Source organism: Peribacillus sp. FSL R5-0717 (genome assembly GCF_038002945.1).
In the GTDB taxonomy this organism is placed as follows: Bacteria; Bacillota; Bacilli; order Bacillales; family DSM-1321; genus Peribacillus; species Peribacillus frigoritolerans.
In genome coordinates this window covers 2,311,673-2,331,338 of record NZ_JBBOOF010000001.1, presented here as the reverse complement: position 1 = coordinate 2,331,338, position 19,666 = coordinate 2,311,673, and the positions used below count along the sequence as shown (strand labels likewise).

Below are 19,666 nucleotides of genomic sequence, written 5' to 3'. Positions count from 1 at the left end.
TGGTATTTAAAAATAATTCCCCTCACATTAATGAATGAAAAAAGATTTCATCATTCTTGCTGCAATCAGAAAAGCCACTCACAATTTTACCACGTTTAGGAGAGAACAACTAGAGGAGCTTCATAAATCCTGTTTTCTAAAAGTGGAAGGTGAAGGACAGAGGATGGGTATCTATCGGCCATAAATCTATCGCTTAACTTTTATGGAACCATTTAATGAGGGGAGAATATAAACGGTTGACCTGTTCTGAAAGCGTTCCCTTTGATAGTAAGAAGACTTCTTTGTAATTGAAAGACATGTTTTTGCTATTCCCTTTCCATTCTGGCAACATTGAAGGACATGCATTTGATTTTTGCGATTTTTTGTTTTGGTACGACAATGAATCACCTGGATATTTTCTTTTTTGTTCATAGATGGAATTTAAGGGGGATTAAGGGAAATATACCTGTCAGTTTAATGATATTGAGGAAAAACCAAAAAAAGTTTATGATTTTAAAGTACAATGAATGATTCATTTTTATTTAAATAAATAATTTGTTATAGGTGGTCTAAAATGATTAAAAAGCTTCTTGGAAAAGGGAAAGCAAAAAAAGCGCCTAAAATTAAGCTAAAACAAGTTCTGACCATTGCGCAAGAGGAAAATATGCTATTGATTAAAGGAGAATTTTCAATAGAACATTATTGCGCAAAAGAACTATGGCTATATTCTAGGGAAAACGAAGATCAGAAAATAAAAATAGCTGAATCGGTGAGCTCGTCTAAATTTGATTTTAAAGTAGATATGAAAGATTTAATGCGGAAATTAGCAGATGATGAACCGACTGTTTATGACTGTTATATAAAGGTAGCCGTTCCGATTGAAAAGCTGAGCAAGAAAACAATACTTAATATCGAACATAAAGCTGAATATGTAGAAGAGAACGAACAGGTTCATATTGAATTTCCAATTCGTCTAGGGCGTTTTCAGGAGACGTACACGAACAATTTAAGTATTTACACCTTTGAAGATAAGCAAAGTATATTCTCGATAACGAATAAAGGAAATATATCTCTTTACATCAATAAAACTCCTAAAATTCAGATTAAGTCTCAAATTGAAAAAATGAAAAACAATTCGAAGACCATGCATGTTAATGGTCAAATCTTCACCAAGCATTCCGCGATCATAAAAGGTGAGGGCCTAGTTAGAGGAAGACAAAGTGGCAAAGAATATCAGGCCAATCTATCTTTTATTCATAATAAGGAAATGAATATTAAGAAATTTGGACTGAATCGTTATATATATGATTTGAAATTGGATTTAGAACAATTAGTCAGTGTGGATTTGGAAGATGATGTCTATGATATTTACATGAAATTACATTTACATGATCAGGAAGAGCCGAAAATGGTACGCGTCGGAAGACCGACCACGAGAACTAAATTATTTACAAAAAAGACCGATGTGAGCTCGAATAATGGAGTGGCCATCATCAATCCATATTATACCTTTAAAGCATCCAATTTATCTTTGGAAGTGTTTAACTTCTCTACGGAAAGTTATCGATATTTAAAAAAGATGATGGGATGGAGGCGTTTTTTGGCCCTATTTAAAAAGAAAAAGGATGTTTGGCTAATTGGCGAAAGAACTTATAAAGCCCAAGATACCGGATATCACTTTTTTAAATATATGAGGGAAAACCACCCTGAAAAAGAAGTCTATTATGTAATAGAAGAAAATTCCGTGGAAGCCAAGAACGTCGAGCCCTTTGGGAATATCCTTTATTTCAAGTCAAAGGATCATATTAAAAAGACAATGGAATCGACACGTATCATTTCATCACATCATCCGGATTATTTATATCCTTTAAGAACATCTGAATTTAAAAATCGTGTTAAGGGAGTTAAGGTATTTCTTCAACATGGTGTTATGGGCACTAAGAACATGGTTGCAAACTACGGGAAAAATGCATCCTCCGGTTTTAGTACGGATGTTTTTCTAGTTAGTTCAGACTTCGAAAAGGATATGATCGTAACGGATTTTGGGTACAACGAAAAGGAAGTATTCACGACCGGGCTTTCTAGGTTCGACTCACTGTTTAAGGATGATGTTTTAACAAAGCGGCAATTACTCATCATTCCGACATGGCGAGATTGGATTACATCCGATGAAATATTTTTGGAAAGCGAGTATTTCGAAAGGTATCAGAACTTGGTGAATCACCCGGTTTTACATGAGTTATCTAAAAATAATGGGTTTGAAATCATATTTTGCCTTCACCCTAATATGCAGAAATTCACGTCTTATTTTAAAGATGCCCCTGTTCGGGTGATTAGTCAGGGTGAAGTGGATGTCCAAAGGTTAATTAAGGAAAGCGCGATCATGATCACAGACTATTCAAGTGTTGCTTTCGACTTTAGTTTCCTGCATAAACCGGTTATTTACTATCAATTTGATAGAGATCGTTTCATAGGGAAAAGACCGTCACATTTGGATTTGGATAACGATCTTCCGGGTGAAATCGTTGATGAATTGGATGGATTGTTGGGTGTATTAGCCGAATACGCCAACACTGATTTTGTCATGAAGAAAAAGTATATCGATAAGGCCAACCGTTTTATTAAATATCGCGATGTCCATTCTAATTCAAGGATATTCGAAGTGATTAAACATGCAGAAAAAGATCAGAATTCACTTATTAAATTATATAACCACCCGATATCAAAACTCATTATGAATCGATTTAGGAAAAGTGAACAGTATTTCCCTGTCATGAAAAAAGTTTATAAAATCATGTCCAGGATCATACCGGTTGACCGGAACCTTATTCTTTTTGAAAGTGGGATAGGGAAGCAATTCTCCGATAGCCCCAAATATATTTATGAAGAACTGGTCAAAAGGGATAATAAATATAAAAAAGTTTGGGTGTATAATGGTAATTTACCGATAAAAGGAAAGAACACGAAGCTGATCAAACGCCTAAGCCCGGAATATTATTATTATTTGGCCAAAGCAGGTTATTGGATAAATAATCAAAACTTCCCTACTTATTTAAGTAAAAGGAAGGAAACGACATATATTCAGACTTGGCATGGAACCCCTTTGAAAAAAATGCTGTTTGATATCGATAATATTCAAGGAAGAGACGAGGGATACTTGAATCGGGTGCATGGTGCAACGAGAACGTGGGATTATTTAATATCACCAAGTCCATACGCATCCAAAGCCTTCAGAAGTGCTTTCAAATATGAGGGGGAAATATTGGAAACAGGATATCCGAGAAATGATTTGTTTTACAAGGAAGATGCTCCAATGGTTGCCGACTCAGTGATGGAAAAACTGAAGATACCAAAAGGAAAAAAAGTCATCTTATATGCTCCTACATTCCGGGATAATCAAACTTCGAAAAACAATAAATTCATTTTCGAGCTGAAATTTGATTTGGAAAGAATGAAGGAAGAACTAGGGGATGAATATATCCTGTTGTTAAGGATGCATGTTGTTATAAGTAATAATCTCAGCATTCCGAGCGAATTCGAGGATTTCGTGATAAATGTATCCAATTATTCAGATATCCAGGAACTTTACCTGATTTCTGATATATTGATTACGGATTATTCTTCCGTAATGTTCGATTTTGCTAATACTGCCCGGCCGATTTTGTACTACACGTATGACTTGGAAGATTACAGAGATAACATCCGCGGATTCTATATGGACTTTGAAAAGGAAGCACCAGGTCCATTTTTAAAAACGACTGAGGAGATTATCGATACTATTACCAATATTGATGAAATAAACATGCAATACAAAGAGAGATATGGTTTATTTAGAGAGAAGTATTGTGGAATAGAGGATGGTAAAGCTACACAGAGAATCGTGGATAAATTTTTTAATGATTGATTCCTGAAATAAAGGGTATTGTTGCTTTTAAGTAACTGGTAACTGGCTGCCTGATAGAAACATCTATGTTACCTCTACATAAAAGGAGGGAATCGTATGAATTTCTTGGGACGTCAAAAGGCGAGGGAACTTTTAAAGAGCGGTAAAATTTCAATAAAAAATAACCCTGTAGGCTTAAGGAATAAATTTTTAGGAAAAGAAAAAAAGGTCACTGTAGTCACGGCTGCTTATAATGCTGAAAAATTCATCAGAAAAACGATTGAATCAGTAATAAATCAGACAATGGGTATAGATCAGATTGAATATATCATTATTGATGATTGTTCGACTGATGCTACCAATAAAATCATTCAGGAGTATACAGCTAAATATAAAAATATCTGTTTAGTTACTCTTCAAGAAAATAATGGTTCACCTGGAACCCCTAGAAACATTGGAATTGAATTGGGAACATCCAAATATATAACTTTTTTAGACGCGGATGACTGGCTTGCCCATGATGGGCTGGAAAGCCTCTATAATATCCTGGAGGAAACCGGTGATGATTATGTAGTGGGCAAAACGGTAAAAGTCGAATCTGAGGCAGAGAGTGTCATCGGTGAGTTTGCTTCCATTAAAGAAAGAAGAAGCATCACCCCAATGGATGTTCCGCACTTTTTTTATCATATGGGTCCAACGGCCAGGATGATGAATCTGCCTATGGTTAAAGAACATGAAATTGGTTTTCCGAATATGAAATTCGGTGAAGATAAATGGTTTTTTAATGATGTTTTCTTTAAAGTCAGAGCAGTATCAACTACTAAAAAACCTATTTATTATGTCAATAGGACTTCAGAAAATCCCTCTTCTTTAACACGTGTTACGAATGTGCTGGAAAAAAGAAAAGCGGATATCGACATAATAAAGTATATTCAATCCAAAGACATTGCCATTGAATTGAAAAAGGTGGCCCTTAACCGGATTTATGAGTACGATATTTTAAAAACGTTCGACAGCCAAACTTTTGTGAAATCCAAGAATAAAGAAGATTTTATAGAAATATTAAGGGAAGCTGTCGAAACTGCGAAAAACTTGTCATATGATTTTAAGAATGAATTTAAGGTGCCTATTTATAAATTGGCTCTTGAATTATTCATGGGGGATCGCATTGAGGATTTCGTAAAGTTATTTGAATGGTTAAAGCGAGATTCCAATAAAAAGTATCACATTAAAGACGGTTTACCATATTATGAACTGCCATTTCTGGAGGACGAATATCGCTTTGTCAGGATACCGATGCTTGCCCGTGCAATGGATTCCTTTATCATGGATAATGTCTACCACCAAAGTTTTGAGATTTATGGTGATGATATAGACAACATAGATTCAGTATTGATACGTGATCGAAAAAGAATGGACAATGAAATCAATTGCGGAGTTCAAATAGAAGGTAATAGAGGTCAGTTTACTGTTTCTTTAGAAGAAATTGATAAAATGGAAATGTCATTATTTACAGTGTTCATTCGCTACAATGATTATCAATTGGTGAATATTAAAAGGATCTTGAAAAATAAGATGACGTATAATAAGAAAAATGTGGAGTTTTATACAACAGTGGCAAATAATTTGGGACTGGCAATTAAGTCTTTGGAGTAGCTGTTAGAAGTACGCCAAAAATAAGCTCTCCCTTTTATTGGGTGAGCTTATTTTTAGTTTGAAATGATCATTAATCAATAAAAAGGGAGATCGGATATGTCAAATGAAAATGTACAAACCTCAAAGAGACCTTCCTTTCTATCGTTAGTTAAAAATAAGGCTAAAGCAATTATTTTAAGAGGATATAAAATGGCTTTTGCATTGGCGGGCACAGTGTTGCCAGTGGACCAGAAGCTTGTCATTTTTGAGAGCTTTTTGGGCAAGCAGTATAGCTGTAATCCCCGGGCGATTTATGAATACTTGCAGAGTAACCATCCTGAATATAAAATGTATTGGAGCGTGGATAAAAGATATGCAGCTTTTTTCGAAGAGGCAGGCATTCCATATCTCGATCGTTTTTCATTCAGTTGGCTGCTCAAAATGACAAGGGCCCGTTATTGGGTGACGAACAGCAGGCTTCCGCTTTGGATTCCGAAGCCGAAGCACACGATCTATTTGCAAACGTGGCATGGTACTCCACTAAAGAAGCTTGCGGCGGATATGAATGAAGTTCATATGCCTGGAACGACGACGGATAAATATAAAGAAAATTTCCATGCCGAATCAAGTAAATGGGATTATTTAATCTCACCGAATGCTTATTCAAGTGAAATCTTTGCCCGGGCCTTCAATGTCGATGCCTCTAAAATTCTGGAAACCGGTTATCCACGTAATGATATCCTTTACAACGGGAATAATCGTGATACAATCGACTCATTGAAACAGAAGTTGGGTATACCAATAGAGAAAAAGATCGTTTTATATGCCCCGACTTGGAGGGATGATGAGTTTTATAGCAAGGGAAAATATAAGTTCGAAATAAAACTGGATCTGGATCGAATGAAACGGGAATTGGGGGAGGAGTATGTCATTTTGCTCCGTCTTCATTATTTGGTTTCTGAGAACTTGGATTTATCGGCGTATGAAGGATTCGCCTATGATTTATCCAGTTACGAAGATATTAGTCATTTGTATCTTATTTCGGATTTATTAATTACCGATTATTCATCCGTATTCTTTGATTACGCAAATTTACAGCGTCCGATGCTTTTCTATGTATATGATATTGAAAATTACAGGGATAAGCTTCGCGGATTTTACTTTGATTTCGAAAAGAATGCACCAGGTTTGTTAGTCAAAACATCTGATGCGGTCATTGATAGTATCAAGACGATGAAATATGAAAATACCAATGATATCAATCCTTTTCACGAGCGGTTTTGTGCACTCGAGGATGGCCAGGCTTCACGCCGTGTCGTAGAAAAAGTGTTTTTAGGAAGGTCTGTGTAATTTATGAGTTCAGCTTTGACCGTTTTAAAAGAACAAATCAAACATTTTTATTTGGTAAGGCGTTTATCTGTTTATGAGGTGAAAAGTGCCAACAGCAGTAACTACCTGGGAGTCCTATGGGAAATCATCAATCCGATGATACAGATTGCGATTTATTGGTTTGTATTTGGATTTATCATCTTGAATCGCGGGGATGATTTCCTTCCATGGCTGATGGCAGGGATCGTTGTCTGGTTCTTTGTGAACCCGGCCATAACCCAAACGTCGAAATCCGTCTATTCCCGGATGAATATGGTGTCCAAGATGAGCTTTCCGATGAGTGTGATTCCATCGTATGTCATCTTTGCTAAGTTGTATCAGCATCTCATGCTGCTGGGAGTCATCATCATCCTATTAGGGTTTACAGGTTACCTCCCTACACTCTACATCTTGCAACTGCCGTATTATGTTGCAGCGACGGTCTTGCTGTTATTTTCATTGGGTTTAATCACTTCAACATTATCAACCATCATTCGTGACGTTCATAATATCATCGTGTCCTTAATGAAAGTCATGTTTTATTTAACACCAATCCTTTGGGTAATGGATGCTAAGGAACATCCTACCATAGTCAACATCATGAAGCTGAATCCACTATATTATATTGTGGAAGGGTATCGAGCTTCGTTGTTGGGGGAATCATGGTATCTGATAGCGCATTGGGAGTATACGCTTTATTTCTGGGCAGTCGTTATCATCTTGTTTATGATAGGTTCCTCGCTGCATGTCAGGTTCAGAGATCGCTTTGTTGACTTTAAGTAAACTGGAAGTGAGAAAATTTGGAAAAATCGGTGGTAGTCAAAGATATAACGAAAAAGTATAAATTATATAATAAAAACTCGGAAAAATTATTGGATCTCCTTTTGCCTAAAAGCTATGGGGAAGAGTACTTCGCTCTGAGGAATGTTAGTTTTGAAGCAGAAAAGGGCGATGTAATAGGATTTGTCGGGGTCAACGGATCAGGTAAATCCACATTGTCCAATATTATTGCAGGCATTGTCCCGCCTACGGACGGAAATGTCCAAACTAATGGGAAAACGGCCTTGATTGCCGTTTCATCGGGCCTGAATAATCAGTTGACGGGCAGGGAAAACATCGAACTGAAAATGCTGATGCTCGGATTCGATAAAAATCGCATCAAAGAACTTGAGCCTGAGATCATTGAGTTTTCAGAGCTTGGTAAGTTCATTGACCAACCGGTGAAATCCTACTCAAGCGGCATGAAGTCCAGGCTTGGTTTTTCCATTTCCGTGCATATCGATCCAGATATCCTGATTATTGATGAGGCCTTATCTGTCGGGGATAAAAACTTTGCTGAGAAGTGTTTAGAGAAAATGAACGAATTTAAAGCAAAGGGCAAAACGATGTTCTTTGTCAGCCATTCAATCGGTCAGATGAAGAAATTTTGCCAAAAGGCATTATGGCTTGAATATGGAGAGTTAAAGGCATATGGTGACATGAAGGAAGTAATGCCGCAATATGAGGCATTCTTAAAAGAATATAACGCCATGTCTAAACAAGAACAGAAAAAATACCGTGAAGATCAAATGAAAAGGCGTAGTTCCGCACTGGTATGAATGTGAAAAGCAGACCCGGGCTTCGGGTCTGCTTTTTTTTAGTTAAGCACTTTAACATAAGCTTTCTCAAACCGCTCAGCTGCTGAAAGGTGGGAGTATTCTCTTTCCATTTTATACCTTGCTTTCGAAGCTAACTTTGCTGCATATTCAGGGTCTTTAAGCAGAAGGGAGATGGCTTGTGCAAGTGCTTCTTTATTTTTTTCCTCTACTAAAAGGCCATCTTCGCCATCAATGAGAATCTCCTTTAAACCTCCGATTGCGCTTGCAATGACGGGTGAGCGGCAACTCATCGCTTCTAAAGCGGAAATGGAAGTCGCTTCTTCCACCCCATGGGAATGAACGCTAGGGATGAGTACGATGTCCGATGCTTCATAAAGGTTATGCATTTTCTCGAACGGCACAGAACCCAGGAAAAGTATGGAAGCGGATATATTGAGACTGGCTGCGGTTTCCTCAAGACGGCTTCGCTGTTCCCCTGTACCTGCATAGACCAAAACCGTTTCAGGATGGTTTTCCAGCACCTCCGGCAAAGCAAGGAGCGGGTAGATGACACCGTTCTTTTCCGTCATTCTTCTCGGAACGAAAAGCATCTTTTTATGTAGCGGTATTTGAAAGTCCCGGCGAGTTTGCTCCCGCTTTGCCATCTCCGGTTTAAAAGCAGACACGTCAATGAAGTTCTTGATCGTATCCGCCTCTATATGTGCCAAATGATTTATATAGTCTTTGATCCTTTGATCGACCGTCACAACTTTTGCAGCGGACTGATAAGCTTTTCTTTCTAGCTCGCGAATGATCAAATCTTCTTCACTGTCCGGAAGAAGGGCGCCCCTGCTGACTGCCTCGAATGAATAATATCCATGGACAGTTTGCACCGTTGGTATCCCGGATTCGATGGAAGCGAGGGTTGCGAAAATGTCTTGGGCATTAATGACATCATAGTTCTTTTTCAAGGCGTTAATAGATGAAGCCAATAATTTTTGGCGTTGCCGATCATTGAAAAGCTGGCCGCTCCCCTGTTTTACTTTATTTAATAAAAATCCGGGAGCCTGGGCGAGCATCTTCCTCTTGAAAGCTGGTAATTGAGAGAAAGATAATATGTCCACATTATGGCCCCGTGACATTAACCCTTTTTTTAACGTAGTGATATGGCTCGATAGCCCTCCTTCATGAGGGTAGTTGAAAATCGTTGTGATTAAAATGTTCATATTGGCACTCCTTCTTCTAATGGATTACTTTGATGATTTGATCCTTTTCAGCCCTTGCAGGCTGCCTACTTTAAAAAGCATGGATAGTGCGAGATATAATCCGAATACCAGCAGCGTGATGATCACCAATTCCATGATGATGGGCAACGATAGGGTAAGCGGATGGATCCAGAGAGCGATTCCGTAAAGGATGGCTCCGATGATGGTAAGCTTGCCACTTTCCTGAAAAACATCCCTGAAAGCGGCCTTGTCCGTTCTCCCTGTCTTCAGCCACAGGTAGCCGAAAAGGTAGAGAGATTGCAGGAGCATGGAAATCCCCGATGCTAAAGCAATGCCACCGACGCTGAGGTAACGTGATAGAACCCAGCTGAGCAGCACATTAAGCAAAACGGCAATCAAGCAGGAATACATGGCCACTTTCGTTTTCTTCAAGGCGTAGAAGGCGTTCATCAAATAATCCCTCAGTGCAAAGAATGGGAGGCAAGCTGAATAAAAGAGGAATGCCCTATAAGTCATATCAGTTGCTGAAGCATCGAAAGCCCCGCGTTGGAAAGCCAGAGTGATTAGGCTGTTTCCGCTGATTAACATGACGACCATGAACGGAATCGCTAGAAATAACAGCGATTTCAACCCTTTTAAGGTCAAATTAAGGAAAGATTGATAGCTTATAAGCGCGCGCTCGACGATTGAAGGGTACAATACGGTAATCAGCGGCGTAAGCACAATGCTCAATGGCAGCCACAGCAGGCGATTCGCATAATTAAGGGCCGATACGCTCCCAGTTTCGAGCGAAGTCGCAATGATCCGATCGACGACACTATTCAACTGAATCGCCAAGGCGGCGATAATGATTGGGTAAAAGGTGAACAGTGTTTGTGCGATCTGCCTTTTATGAGGCAGGAAAGAGACGATGGGCCGGATTCCGTATTTCTTCAATGATGGGTATTGAATAAGGAACTGGCTTGCTGCACCGAACACAAACCCCCAAGCCAGTCCTTCAATCCCATAGGGAGCAGCGAACAATACGGTGGCTGCTATAATGACCGTGTTTTGTGCAGTTGAAGTGAGTGCCGGCAGAATAAAGCGCTTATTCGCATTCAGGACCCCCGTCGCCATGTATGAAAGCGTGAAAAATAGTAAACTTGGCAGCATGATCCGGGTCAGTGATTCTGTCAGGGCAAGCTCTGAATCGGAGAAACCCGGGGCTGTCAACATGACGAGCGGCTTTATGAAAATCATGCAGGCAATGGTCAGCACTCCGGCAACCAGCATGAAGAAAGAACCTAAAACACTGATGAATTCGTCCGCCTTCTTTGGGTTATCCGCTTTCTTTTCCAAGTAAATAGGAATAACGCCGGCCTGAAGACCGCTGCCGAGAGCCGTAAAAAGAATGGTTGGTATGAGGCTTGCCACGAAAAAAACATCCGCCATGGATGATGCCCCGAAATAGGCGGCTATGATCGATTCCCGCCCGAATCCGAGGACTTTTCCAATGGCTGCAATAATGGTGACGAGCCCGACCGATTTAATGACATTTGAAAGAGTAGGCATATTTTCAATCCTTTAAAATGATGTCCTTCTGTAAACAGAATCCCAAACAACTATAAAATATCAGCGTAAACGTTTTATCTTCGAGAATATTGTAGAAAAGTCCTGCTAGTAATGCGGCCAACATCAGGCAGATGTTGAACGCCGCGAATGTGCCTTTTCCCGATTTCAGGATTTTCCGGCAGGTGAAAAAGATGAATGCAAGAACTGCAAGGAAGCCTAGCACACCAGTTTGGACCAGAATCTGAATATATTGATTATCGGTATACATCCTTTCACCAATTTGGTACTCCTGATAGATTGGTGAGGAGAAGGAAAGTGTGGCAGAATCTCCGAAGGTTGCTAGCCCGGTGCCGATTATCGGGTGATCTTTGAAAATTTCAATTCCCTTGATTAGGACATATAACCGGCCCCATTCCGTACTTTGGTGCAGGGTCTTATCAGAGAACATTTCTGAAAAACGATTGGAGAGGGCATGTTCGTGTTCGGAAGAGGGGGTGCTGCCGATCACCACGTTTTCCATGGGAATCGATGCGGATACCTCCACTTTGCTTGATGCAAATAAAACTGGGTAATAAATAAGAAGCAGGCCGAGACAAAACGCTCCTACAGCATATTTGAGAAATGGTTTATTTCTAGTCCAAATTATAAAGACAAGCGCAGCGAACCCGAATGCAATCATCGTGCCCCGCGAATAGGTAAGCAGTAACGTTCCGGAAATCAGGATGGCTGCCAGGAAGACGATCCATTTATATTTTTTCAGCGACTGAAATAGAAAGAAACCAAGGAATAACTGGATGCTTAAGAATAAGGCAAATACATTAGGATTGGCTGGTGCTCCATATATCCTCATCCGATTTGTTGGAGAAAGGTTCCATATTTCCCATGCGCGGGGAAGCAGGATCGTACGTGAAAAAATTTTCTCCACTATACCATGAAGGCAAAGTAAGATAGTAAATATTAGGATTACCTTCAAAAAGCGAAAGATATCCTTTCTTTCTAGGTTTAATTCACCGATAATGTAAAGAAGCAAGAATGTAATAAGTAATGCACGGAGTTCAAACAAGATGGGGAGGATTCCCACCCCGTTTATGAGTGCAGCACCGGCACCAATTAAACAAAACAACCAAAATGGCGCAGTGAAATGATATTTCGAAAATGCCCATTCGTTCTTTTTGAATTTTTCAATAAGCAAAGAAATGAATAAGGTGAGGATGATCAGGTCACCTGTATAAGTTAAGCCGCTATTCAGTTCCATCAATAGGGGACGGGCAGGGAAATAAATGAATAGAATTAATAACAGGTTTTTTTTATTTATACCGATAAAAACGAGCATCAACGCCGTTGCCATGTAACCGGCGATAGGGTGAGGCACTGCCGAAGGGATGAGCAGGCACAGAAATAGAATGGGTAACGATTGTTTTTCTATAAACTTCAATTGATTAACCACCTTTGAATCAAAAATCATGTTCTATGATGTGTATGAAAAAATTTCTTGAATAATACCCCACCCTTTAGATGTATAGTACATATGAAAGGCTGAAGTGAAATGACAGAGAAGTTTGTTGAGATACTAACCATACCATTCATTGATAGCAATATGGATGAGTTCATGAATGGAATGATTTATCCGAGATTGATGAATCAGGAAAAAACGTTTGTCGTTACGGCAAATCCCGAAATTGTCGAGTATGCAAATGAACATAAGGACTATAAAGACATCATTATATCGGCTGATTACATCACTCCGGATGGCGTTGGTATTATTATGGCCTCTAAATGGCTAAATCAACCTTTACAAGAGCGGATTACAGGATTCGACTTGATGAATGAATTATTTCGGGTCGCTGATGAAAAAGCGTTGAAGGTATATCTGCTTGGAGCGGAGGAAAACGTGATTGAAGCAGCAGCCCTGAAAGTGAAAGAATTATACCCGGGTCTCGAGTTGGTGGGATACAACCATGGTTACATTGATATCAAGGATGATGCCCTGCCGAAGTCGATAGCGGAACTTGAACCTGACATCATATTGACTGCATTAGGGTTCCCCAGGCAGGAGAAATGGGTATCCAGACACTATGCGTTATTCAATAAAGGGTTATTCATGGGAGTAGGGGGAAGCTTTGATGTACTTGCGGGAAAGGTGAACCGCGCCCCGGTTTTCTGGCAAAAAATGCGTCTTGAATGGTTGTACCGACTGATCCAGCAACCTTCACGGTGGAAACGGATGCTTGCGCTGCCAAGATTCGTATTAAAGGTTAGGCGGTTAAGGAAAACGGTGCAGCGTTCCTGAACATAAGGAGTGGACTGGATGAGAATCTTGCACTTAAACGCTGGGAATGAAACCGGCGGCGGTATGTTTCATATTATGTCCTTACTGAACCAATTGAATAAAGAGGAGTGTTTGCTTGGTGTATTTGAAAAGGGTGAACTATACCGGCGGGCCATGTCCTCTGGGATACAAACTGAACTTTTCAAGCAACATTCCAAATATGACCTTTCAATTTTGAAACCTTTAAGGGACTTTATCCGTCTAAATAATATAGACATCATCCATACACATGGTCCGAGGGCTAATATATATGGTGCTTTTATAAAGCGCCTTATTAAATGCCCATGGCTCCTTACTGTTCACAGTTCGCCTCATCATGATTTTTTAGGGCAGGGTGTAAAAGGGAAAATGTTTACGGGCCTTCATGTAAGGTCATTTCAATATGCCGATCATATACTGGCGGTTTCCGACCGCTTTAAGCAGGACTTGATTGACCAAGGAATCCATTCGACCAAAATAACAAAGATCCTGAACGGAATTGACTTTGAAAAGGAACTGCCTTTCCCGTTTCAAAGAGAAGATTTCGGGTTCGAGAAAGATGACTTCATCATCATCATGCCTGCAAGGCTTGAACCGGTGAAAGGTCATGAATTTGCTTTAGCGGCATTAAGTGAAGTGGTATCGGAATTCCCCTATGTGAAGCTGATACTTGCAGGGGACGGAAGCAGGAAATCCGCTCTGGAGGAGATGGTCTCGGAAAAGGGATTATCCGATCACGTGCACTTTTTAGGGTATCGTGAAGATTTAGATCGAATCTACCCGTTGGGGGACATCACATTATTGACTTCCTTAAGCGAAAGTTTTCCACTGGTTTTACTTGAAGGAGCAAGATCGGGTCTTCCGGTAATCACAAGTAATGTCGGCGGTGTAAAGGAATTGATTCCCGATCGGGGCAAGGGCTGGATAACGGATATCGGCAATGTCGAACAGCTGAAACTGGCCATCTGCAATGCTTTGGAATTAAAAAAATCAGGGGACTTGACAAAGATAGGGTCGGATTTACAAAAATTTGCAAAAAACAACTTTTCTATAGAGATTTTAGCCAATAACGTATATAATGTTTATTTGAGGATGAAAAATTAAAATAAGCATTTATATATAGGTTTTCTTATAGATCGTTACGGGTATTAGATTTTTAGTTGAATTGAGGTGGTTTTTGATGTCGTTCCTGATGTTAATAGGGGCCTTGTTGGTATCCTTTTTATTATCCATTTTTTTGACTCCTTTTGTCGGAAAGCTGGCCTTTAAATTAGGAGCTACCGATAAACCGAATGAGCGAAAAGTGCATAGTAAAGTTATGCCGCGCATGGGCGGTTTAGCTATATTTTTGAGTTTTTTCATTACTTTCTTGCTTTTCATGAATGATTTTTGGGAGCAGTTGCCCCTCATGAATGATTTTTGGGAGCAGTTGCCCCTCATGAATGATTTTTGGGAGCAGTTGCCCCTTCTGGTGGGAGCCCTTGTCATCATTTTGATCGGGATGGCAGATGATATTTTTGAATTAAGAGCTGCACCCAAATTCCTGGGCCAGGTTTTGGCTGCCCTCATTATCGTATTATGGGGCGGTCTTGAAGTGGAATTCATCAATTTGCCGTTCTTTATAGATACACTTGAATTTGGTGTTTTAAGTATACCGATAACCATTTTGTGGATTGTCAGCATCATTAATGCAATTAACCTAATAGATGGACTGGATGGTCTTGCAGGCGGTGTCTCGACGATCGCATTAGTGACAATTGCAACAATGGCCCTTATTAAAGGGGACCTATTTGTTGCTATGGTAGCATTGATCGTGATTGGAAGCACTCTTGGCTTTTTGAAATATAACTTTCATCCGGCAAAGATTTTCATGGGGGATACAGGCGCATTATTCTTAGGTTACATCATTGCCGTTCTGTCCCTGCAAGGGTTTAAAAACGTTACGATGATTTCATTGATCGTACCGATCATCATTTTGGGTGTGCCCATTTCGGATACATTTTTCGCGATTATCCGCAGGGTCATCAATAAACAGCCAATTTCGGCTGCTGATAAATCCCATTTACATCACTGTTTGATAAACTTGGGATTCACTCATAAGCAGACTGTCTTGCTCATTTACGCTTTAGCTGCTTGCTTTGGCTTAGCGGCAATAATCTTTCAATTTGCAACAGTGTGGGGAGCTTTGATCCTTGTAACGGGACTTCTTCTGATCATAGAGATTTTCGTGGAGAAAATTGGCTTGGTCAATTCAAACTACCAGCCGTTGCTCAAGATGCTCAACTTTAAAAACAAGCCATGATGATTTAGGAATAGATTACTAGATTCGCTAGTATTATTGGAAAGCCACCAATCGTTTGAAGTAACGGTTGGTGGCTTTTTTTTGTAATGCGTGCTTGATCTTATTAGGGCCATTCTTGCGGCAGTATGTGGCTGCAAATAAGACATGGTACGGAATGCATTAAAAACCCCCCACTCAAGACGAGTGGGGGGGCCGCTTTATTCTTGTATTTGTGATTGAACTGCTTCAGTTTGATTGCCTTCAGCTGGTCCCGGGTTCAAGTGGGATTGAAGCAACAGCTTAGTGTTTGCTAATGATGTATCGTTCAGCTGATAATAATAGGTTCCGTTAATGGTAGAATCCTGACCTTCAAGTTTGATGGTTTCAAGATTGATGCCTTTATCGGTAGTCACATAATTTATGAAACCTCTCATTTGCGAGAATTTAAGGTTCGTTGTCATATTGTCGCCGACAGCTTCCATTACGTCTGTATATTTCGTCAGTGATCCAGCAGAGGTTGCTTTGGCAATGATGGCTTTCAGCACTTCCTGCTGACGCTCGCCGCGTTGGATATCACTGTCTTTTTTACGTGTCCGTGCAAATGCTAATGCTTCTTCCCCATCAACGGTCTGTAATCCTTCTTCGAGGTGGATGGCATTCTTTTTGTCATGTGAATCGATTTCATACATTTCATAAGGAACGTCGACTTCGATGCCATCCAATGAATCTACGACATCGATGAAAGCATTGAAGTTCATGCGAACATAATAATCGACAGGGACATCGAGTAACTCCTCTACGGTGTCCATGGTCGCTTTCGGACCGCCGGCTGCATGGGCCGCATTGATTTTCGTGGTTACGCCTTTAGCTGGCACGTAAACATATGAATCACGCGGAATGCTTAATAGCTTTATAGATTTTTGATCTTTATTGAATGTGGCCAGCATTAAAGCATCCGACCGGGAATTTCCTTTTAAGTCACGGTCCTTGCTATCATCGATTCCTATGAAAAGGATCGAGAAATTATCTTCGAGCGGGTCGATCGCTGCATCTCGCTTTGCTGAAGCTTCCACAGGGTCATAGGAATCATTGAATACATTCTGGGCTTTCATATACAGGGTTGCAGCATACGTAGAAGCCCCCAGACCAAGTACCAGAAGGGGAACAAGCAATAACCAAAGCCTCTTTCGCCTTTTTTTCTTTGTTTTTTTAATTTTATAAACACGCCTAGTAGTAGACATCTTTTTCTTCTCCTTTTAAATAACGAGCATCAGACATATATCGCTATTTTTCGAATCCTGCAGTTTATATTTCGTCATATATTACACCTAATTTTACAATGATTTAATAATTTCGTAAAATAAATATTTCTTTTCAATTATATTACAGCAAAAAAAAGGGAAAATATGCAGGAGTATATCAGGAGAATTCCTCTTCCAAATAAAGCATTTCTTCCTCGGTGATATGGCCCTGACCATTTGTCAGCTCTGTAATCCAAGCGATATATGTCTCTTTTTGTGTTTCCTCAACATATACAAGGATATTGACCTGATCAAGGTATTGAATTTCCTTTATTTGATAAATGGAAGAGCGCAATTCGTTTTCCAATTTTCCAAGCCAGGTATAGTCGACGGTTGTCGAAATGACTCGCATCAGTTTCCTAATGACGACACCAGTGGCATTTATCCCTTCTGAAGTCGCTTTGCTGTAAGCGCGAATGAGACCGCCAGCACCAAGTTTGATGCCGCCAAAATACCGAGTGACCACAACAGCTGTGTCTTTCAGTTCTTTCTTCTTAAGCACTTCTAGGATAGGGACGCCTGCCGTTCCGCTCGGTTCCCCATCGTCGAGGGCTTTTTGGATTTGATTTTGTTCCCCGATCATATAAGCTGAACAATTATGTGTAGCATCTTTGTGCTTTTTCTTGATTTCCTGGATAAAGGCCTGTGCGGCATCTTCGGTTTCGACCCGGGCGATGTGGGAAATAAAACGGGATTTTTCAATGACGATTTCATGTTCGCCGCGACCAGCCACCGTTAAATATTGAGTGAGCATATTATTCCACCTTCGTGCTTCCTATTAGTTGATTTATTATAAGGCTTTGCGGAAAAAGTGGCAATCATGATTCATTTACATACTGCATGTGTAAAGAAACTTTAATATAAGATAAAGCTGTACGTGTTATAATTAATTTCATTGCCTGTTATTGTTATTAGCTGGTCATATATGCTTAAAAGAATAACATTATAGGAAAAACATGAGTTCTGTGCCATTATCCTGGCTTTACCTTAACGTGTCCTCTCATTTCAAGGATTTTGCCATTTAATAAATGCATCTGTTTCATATGATAATCAATGGAGCGGAATATCCCATTTGATTGAAAAGGATATTTTGTATTAGGATAATTGATATGGCTTTCTGCCTTTAATAGGCAGACTTAATGGCCGGATTATAAGATGTATAGTAAGTATGTACATTTTATGGAAACCAAAAAGGAAATTAACGTATTTTTAAACTTTTTTTGGTACAATATGTTCATGAAGGTTACTTCATACAAATGTTTCCTGAAATTTAACCATTCATGAAAAAGGGAAAGAACTTTTTTTCCATATACATAGTCTTTAAGACAATAAATTGTTTAAGTCTTTTGATTTAAGTGGAGGGATCTTAATGTCCATAAAAAAGGTTGATGCTAAAGCATTGGACAAGATCTTAGAAACAATGGTGAGCACTGTTAGTGAAAGTAAGGATGAAGTCTTTGATATCGGCGAACAATGCCGAAAGGATTTCGAGACATTATCAAAAGAGCTTGATGATGTGAAAATCAGGGTTGCCATTGTGATAACCGACAGCGATGCACTGGATTCAAAAGCCAGGTTTGCTCGAAAAAGGCTTTCAGAAGTCAGTATGCACTTCAACCATTTTTCTGAAGAACAAGTGCGCGATGCTTATGAAAGGGCACATAAGCTGCAAGTCGATTTACAAATTAATCGGCAATTGGAGAAAGAGCTCCGTAATCGCCGGGATGAACTTGAGTTAAGGTTAAGGGGTTTGCAGCAGACGATCGATAAAGCGGTGCATCTCGTCTCGCAAATATCGGTGGTGCAGAATTATTTGACACAAGATCTTAAATTTGTAGGGGAAGCCCTTCAAGAAGCGAAACGCAAGCAGGACTTCGGACTGAAAATAATCGAAGCCCAGGAGCAGGAACGTAAAAAGCTCTCACGTGAAATCCATGATGGTCCGGCGCAAATGCTGGCAAACGTCATGATGCGCTCAGACCTGATAGAACGAGTGCAGCGGGAGAGAGGTCCTGATGAAGCGTTAGTGGAAATCCGCAGTTTAAAGGTCATGGTAAGGAATGCTTTATATGAAGTGCGAAGAATCATCTATGACCTTCGGCCTATGGCGCTTGATGATTTAGGACTTGTTCCAACCCTCAGAAAGTACCTGCAAACGACCGAAGACTATAATAATGGCGTGAATCTGAATTTCGTCAACCTTGGGCAGGTCAAAAGGCTCCCTTCCGATATGGAGGTCGCATTATTCAGGCTGGTTCAAGAGGCTGTACAAAATTCATTGAAGCACGCGGACCCAAAACAGATTCAAGTTAAACTGTCCATTTCCAAGGAGATGGTGACCGTCGTCGTCAAAGATGATGGAAAGGGGTTTGACTCTTCGATTCAAAAAGAAGGCTCATTTGGCTTGGTTGGAATGAGAGAAAGAGTCGAGCTGCTGGAAGGTGAAATGACTATCGATTCACAACCGGGGGCAGGCACTTTGGTATTTATCCAAATTCCCTACCATTTAAATAATAGAGAATAGACATATTAAATAGAAACTAGGAGGAAGAAGCCG

Annotated in this window: 13 protein-coding genes and 1 pseudogene; 9 read left to right on the top strand and 5 right to left on the bottom strand. The window is 39.9% G+C overall.

Going from position 1 to position 19,666, the window contains the following annotated elements; all coding sequences use genetic code 11:
• Nucleotides 1-553: 553 nt before the first annotated feature.
• From NYE65_RS11380 to tagH, 5 genes and pseudogenes are all read left to right on the top strand, one after another.
• On the top strand, nt 554-3,883 hold the full coding sequence (locus NYE65_RS11380) for a CDP-glycerol glycerophosphotransferase family protein (RefSeq protein WP_340860955.1): 3,330 nt from the start codon (nt 554-556) through the stop codon (nt 3,881-3,883).
• A 96-nt stretch (nt 3,884-3,979) separates the two neighbouring features.
• Complete coding sequence (locus NYE65_RS11375) at nt 3,980-5,518, top strand: glycosyltransferase family 2 protein (RefSeq protein ID WP_340860954.1); 1,539 nt, start codon at nt 3,980-3,982, stop codon at nt 5,516-5,518.
• 123 nt (nt 5,519-5,641) lie between these two features.
• Nucleotides 5,642-6,847, top strand: a pseudogene (locus tag NYE65_RS11370) (CDP-glycerol glycerophosphotransferase family protein); the annotation flags it as partial.
• 3 nt (nt 6,848-6,850) lie between these two features.
• Nucleotides 6,851-7,648 carry an ABC transporter permease gene (locus NYE65_RS11365; RefSeq protein WP_034315708.1) on the top strand — a complete coding sequence of 266 codons (798 nt, stop codon included), beginning with the start codon at nt 6,851-6,853 and terminating at the stop codon, nt 7,646-7,648.
• Between the two features lie 17 nt (nt 7,649-7,665).
• Nucleotides 7,666-8,463: a teichoic acids export ABC transporter ATP-binding subunit TagH gene (gene tagH / locus NYE65_RS11360; protein ID WP_340860953.1), complete on the top strand. Its 798-nt coding sequence runs from the start codon at nt 7,666-7,668 to the stop codon at nt 8,461-8,463.
• A 38-nt stretch (nt 8,464-8,501) separates the two neighbouring features.
• On the opposite strand, the gene NYE65_RS11355 is transcribed toward tagH, so the two are convergent.
• From NYE65_RS11355 to NYE65_RS11345, 3 genes are read right to left on the bottom strand one after another with little or no spacing between them, the layout of a single operon-like run.
• Nucleotides 8,502-9,668 carry a glycosyltransferase family 4 protein gene (locus tag NYE65_RS11355; RefSeq protein WP_340860952.1) on the bottom strand — a complete coding sequence of 389 codons (1,167 nt, stop codon included), beginning with the start codon at nt 9,666-9,668 and terminating at the stop codon, nt 8,502-8,504.
• 24 nt (nt 9,669-9,692) lie between these two features.
• Nucleotides 9,693-11,219 (bottom strand): murein biosynthesis integral membrane protein MurJ, encoded by a 1,527-nt coding sequence (murJ, locus tag NYE65_RS11350; protein ID WP_340860951.1) that lies wholly within the window; start codon nt 11,217-11,219, stop codon nt 9,693-9,695.
• A gap of 4 nt (nt 11,220-11,223) precedes the next feature.
• Nucleotides 11,224-12,654, bottom strand: coding sequence for an O-antigen ligase family protein (locus tag NYE65_RS11345; protein WP_340860950.1), 1,431 nt, complete (start codon nt 12,652-12,654; stop codon nt 11,224-11,226).
• Between the two features lie 111 nt (nt 12,655-12,765).
• On the opposite strand from NYE65_RS11345, the gene NYE65_RS11340 reads away from it, so the two are divergent.
• From NYE65_RS11340 to NYE65_RS11330, 3 genes are all read left to right on the top strand, one after another.
• Nucleotides 12,766-13,509 (top strand): WecB/TagA/CpsF family glycosyltransferase, encoded by a 744-nt coding sequence (locus NYE65_RS11340; protein WP_262870935.1) that lies wholly within the window; start codon nt 12,766-12,768, stop codon nt 13,507-13,509.
• Nucleotides 13,510-13,527: 18 nt separating this feature from the next.
• Entirely contained in the window at nt 13,528-14,631 is a 1,104-nt protein-coding gene (locus NYE65_RS11335; RefSeq protein ID WP_340860949.1) for a glycosyltransferase family 4 protein, read from the top strand.
• A gap of 88 nt (nt 14,632-14,719) precedes the next feature.
• A complete protein-coding gene (locus NYE65_RS11330; RefSeq protein ID WP_340862124.1) occupies nt 14,720-15,829 on the top strand; it encodes a glycosyltransferase family 4 protein in 1,110 nt (369 codons plus the stop codon).
• A 197-nt stretch (nt 15,830-16,026) separates the two neighbouring features.
• Here the strand turns inward: NYE65_RS11330 and NYE65_RS11325 are convergent, their stop codons facing one another.
• Together NYE65_RS11325 and NYE65_RS11320 are read right to left on the bottom strand one after the other, a co-directional pair.
• Entirely contained in the window at nt 16,027-17,049 is a 1,023-nt protein-coding gene (locus tag NYE65_RS11325) for an LCP family protein (RefSeq protein ID WP_328175713.1), read from the bottom strand.
• Nucleotides 17,050-17,227: 178 nt separating this feature from the next.
• Nucleotides 17,228-17,863 carry a YigZ family protein gene (locus NYE65_RS11320; RefSeq protein ID WP_057278137.1) on the bottom strand — a complete coding sequence of 212 codons (636 nt, stop codon included), beginning with the start codon at nt 17,861-17,863 and terminating at the stop codon, nt 17,228-17,230.
• Nucleotides 17,864-18,478: 615 nt separating this feature from the next.
• Here NYE65_RS11320 and NYE65_RS11315 point away from each other — a divergent pair.
• Nucleotides 18,479-19,633, top strand: a complete 1,155-nt coding sequence (locus NYE65_RS11315) for a sensor histidine kinase (RefSeq protein WP_034315684.1) — start codon at nt 18,479-18,481, stop codon at nt 19,631-19,633.
• Nucleotides 19,634-19,666: the final 33 nt, after the last annotated feature.

Bases quoted from the DNA above. Each gene is read 5' to 3' on its own strand.
- NYE65_RS11325 (WP_328175713.1), bottom strand. From the start codon at position 17,049: ATGTCTACTACTAGGCGTGTTTATAAAATTAAAAAAACAAAGAAAAAA.
- NYE65_RS11335 (WP_340860949.1), top strand. From the start codon at position 13,528: ATGAGAATCTTGCACTTAAACGCTGGGAATGAAACCGGCGGCGGTATG.
- NYE65_RS11355 (WP_340860952.1), bottom strand. From the start codon at position 9,668: ATGAACATTTTAATCACAACGATTTTCAACTACCCTCATGAAGGAGGG.
- murJ (WP_340860951.1), bottom strand. From the start codon at position 11,219: ATGCCTACTCTTTCAAATGTCATTAAATCGGTCGGGCTCGTCACCATT.
- NYE65_RS11365 (WP_034315708.1), top strand. From the start codon at position 6,851: ATGAGTTCAGCTTTGACCGTTTTAAAAGAACAAATCAAACATTTTTAT.
- NYE65_RS11380 (WP_340860955.1), top strand. From the start codon at position 554: ATGATTAAAAAGCTTCTTGGAAAAGGGAAAGCAAAAAAAGCGCCTAAA.
- NYE65_RS11320 (WP_057278137.1), bottom strand. From the start codon at position 17,863: ATGCTCACTCAATATTTAACGGTGGCTGGTCGCGGCGAACATGAAATC.
- NYE65_RS11375 (WP_340860954.1), top strand. From the start codon at position 3,980: ATGAATTTCTTGGGACGTCAAAAGGCGAGGGAACTTTTAAAGAGCGGT.
- NYE65_RS11340 (WP_262870935.1), top strand. From the start codon at position 12,766: ATGACAGAGAAGTTTGTTGAGATACTAACCATACCATTCATTGATAGC.
- NYE65_RS11315 (WP_034315684.1), top strand. From the start codon at position 18,479: ATGTCCATAAAAAAGGTTGATGCTAAAGCATTGGACAAGATCTTAGAA.
- NYE65_RS11330 (WP_340862124.1), top strand. From the start codon at position 14,720: ATGTTAATAGGGGCCTTGTTGGTATCCTTTTTATTATCCATTTTTTTG.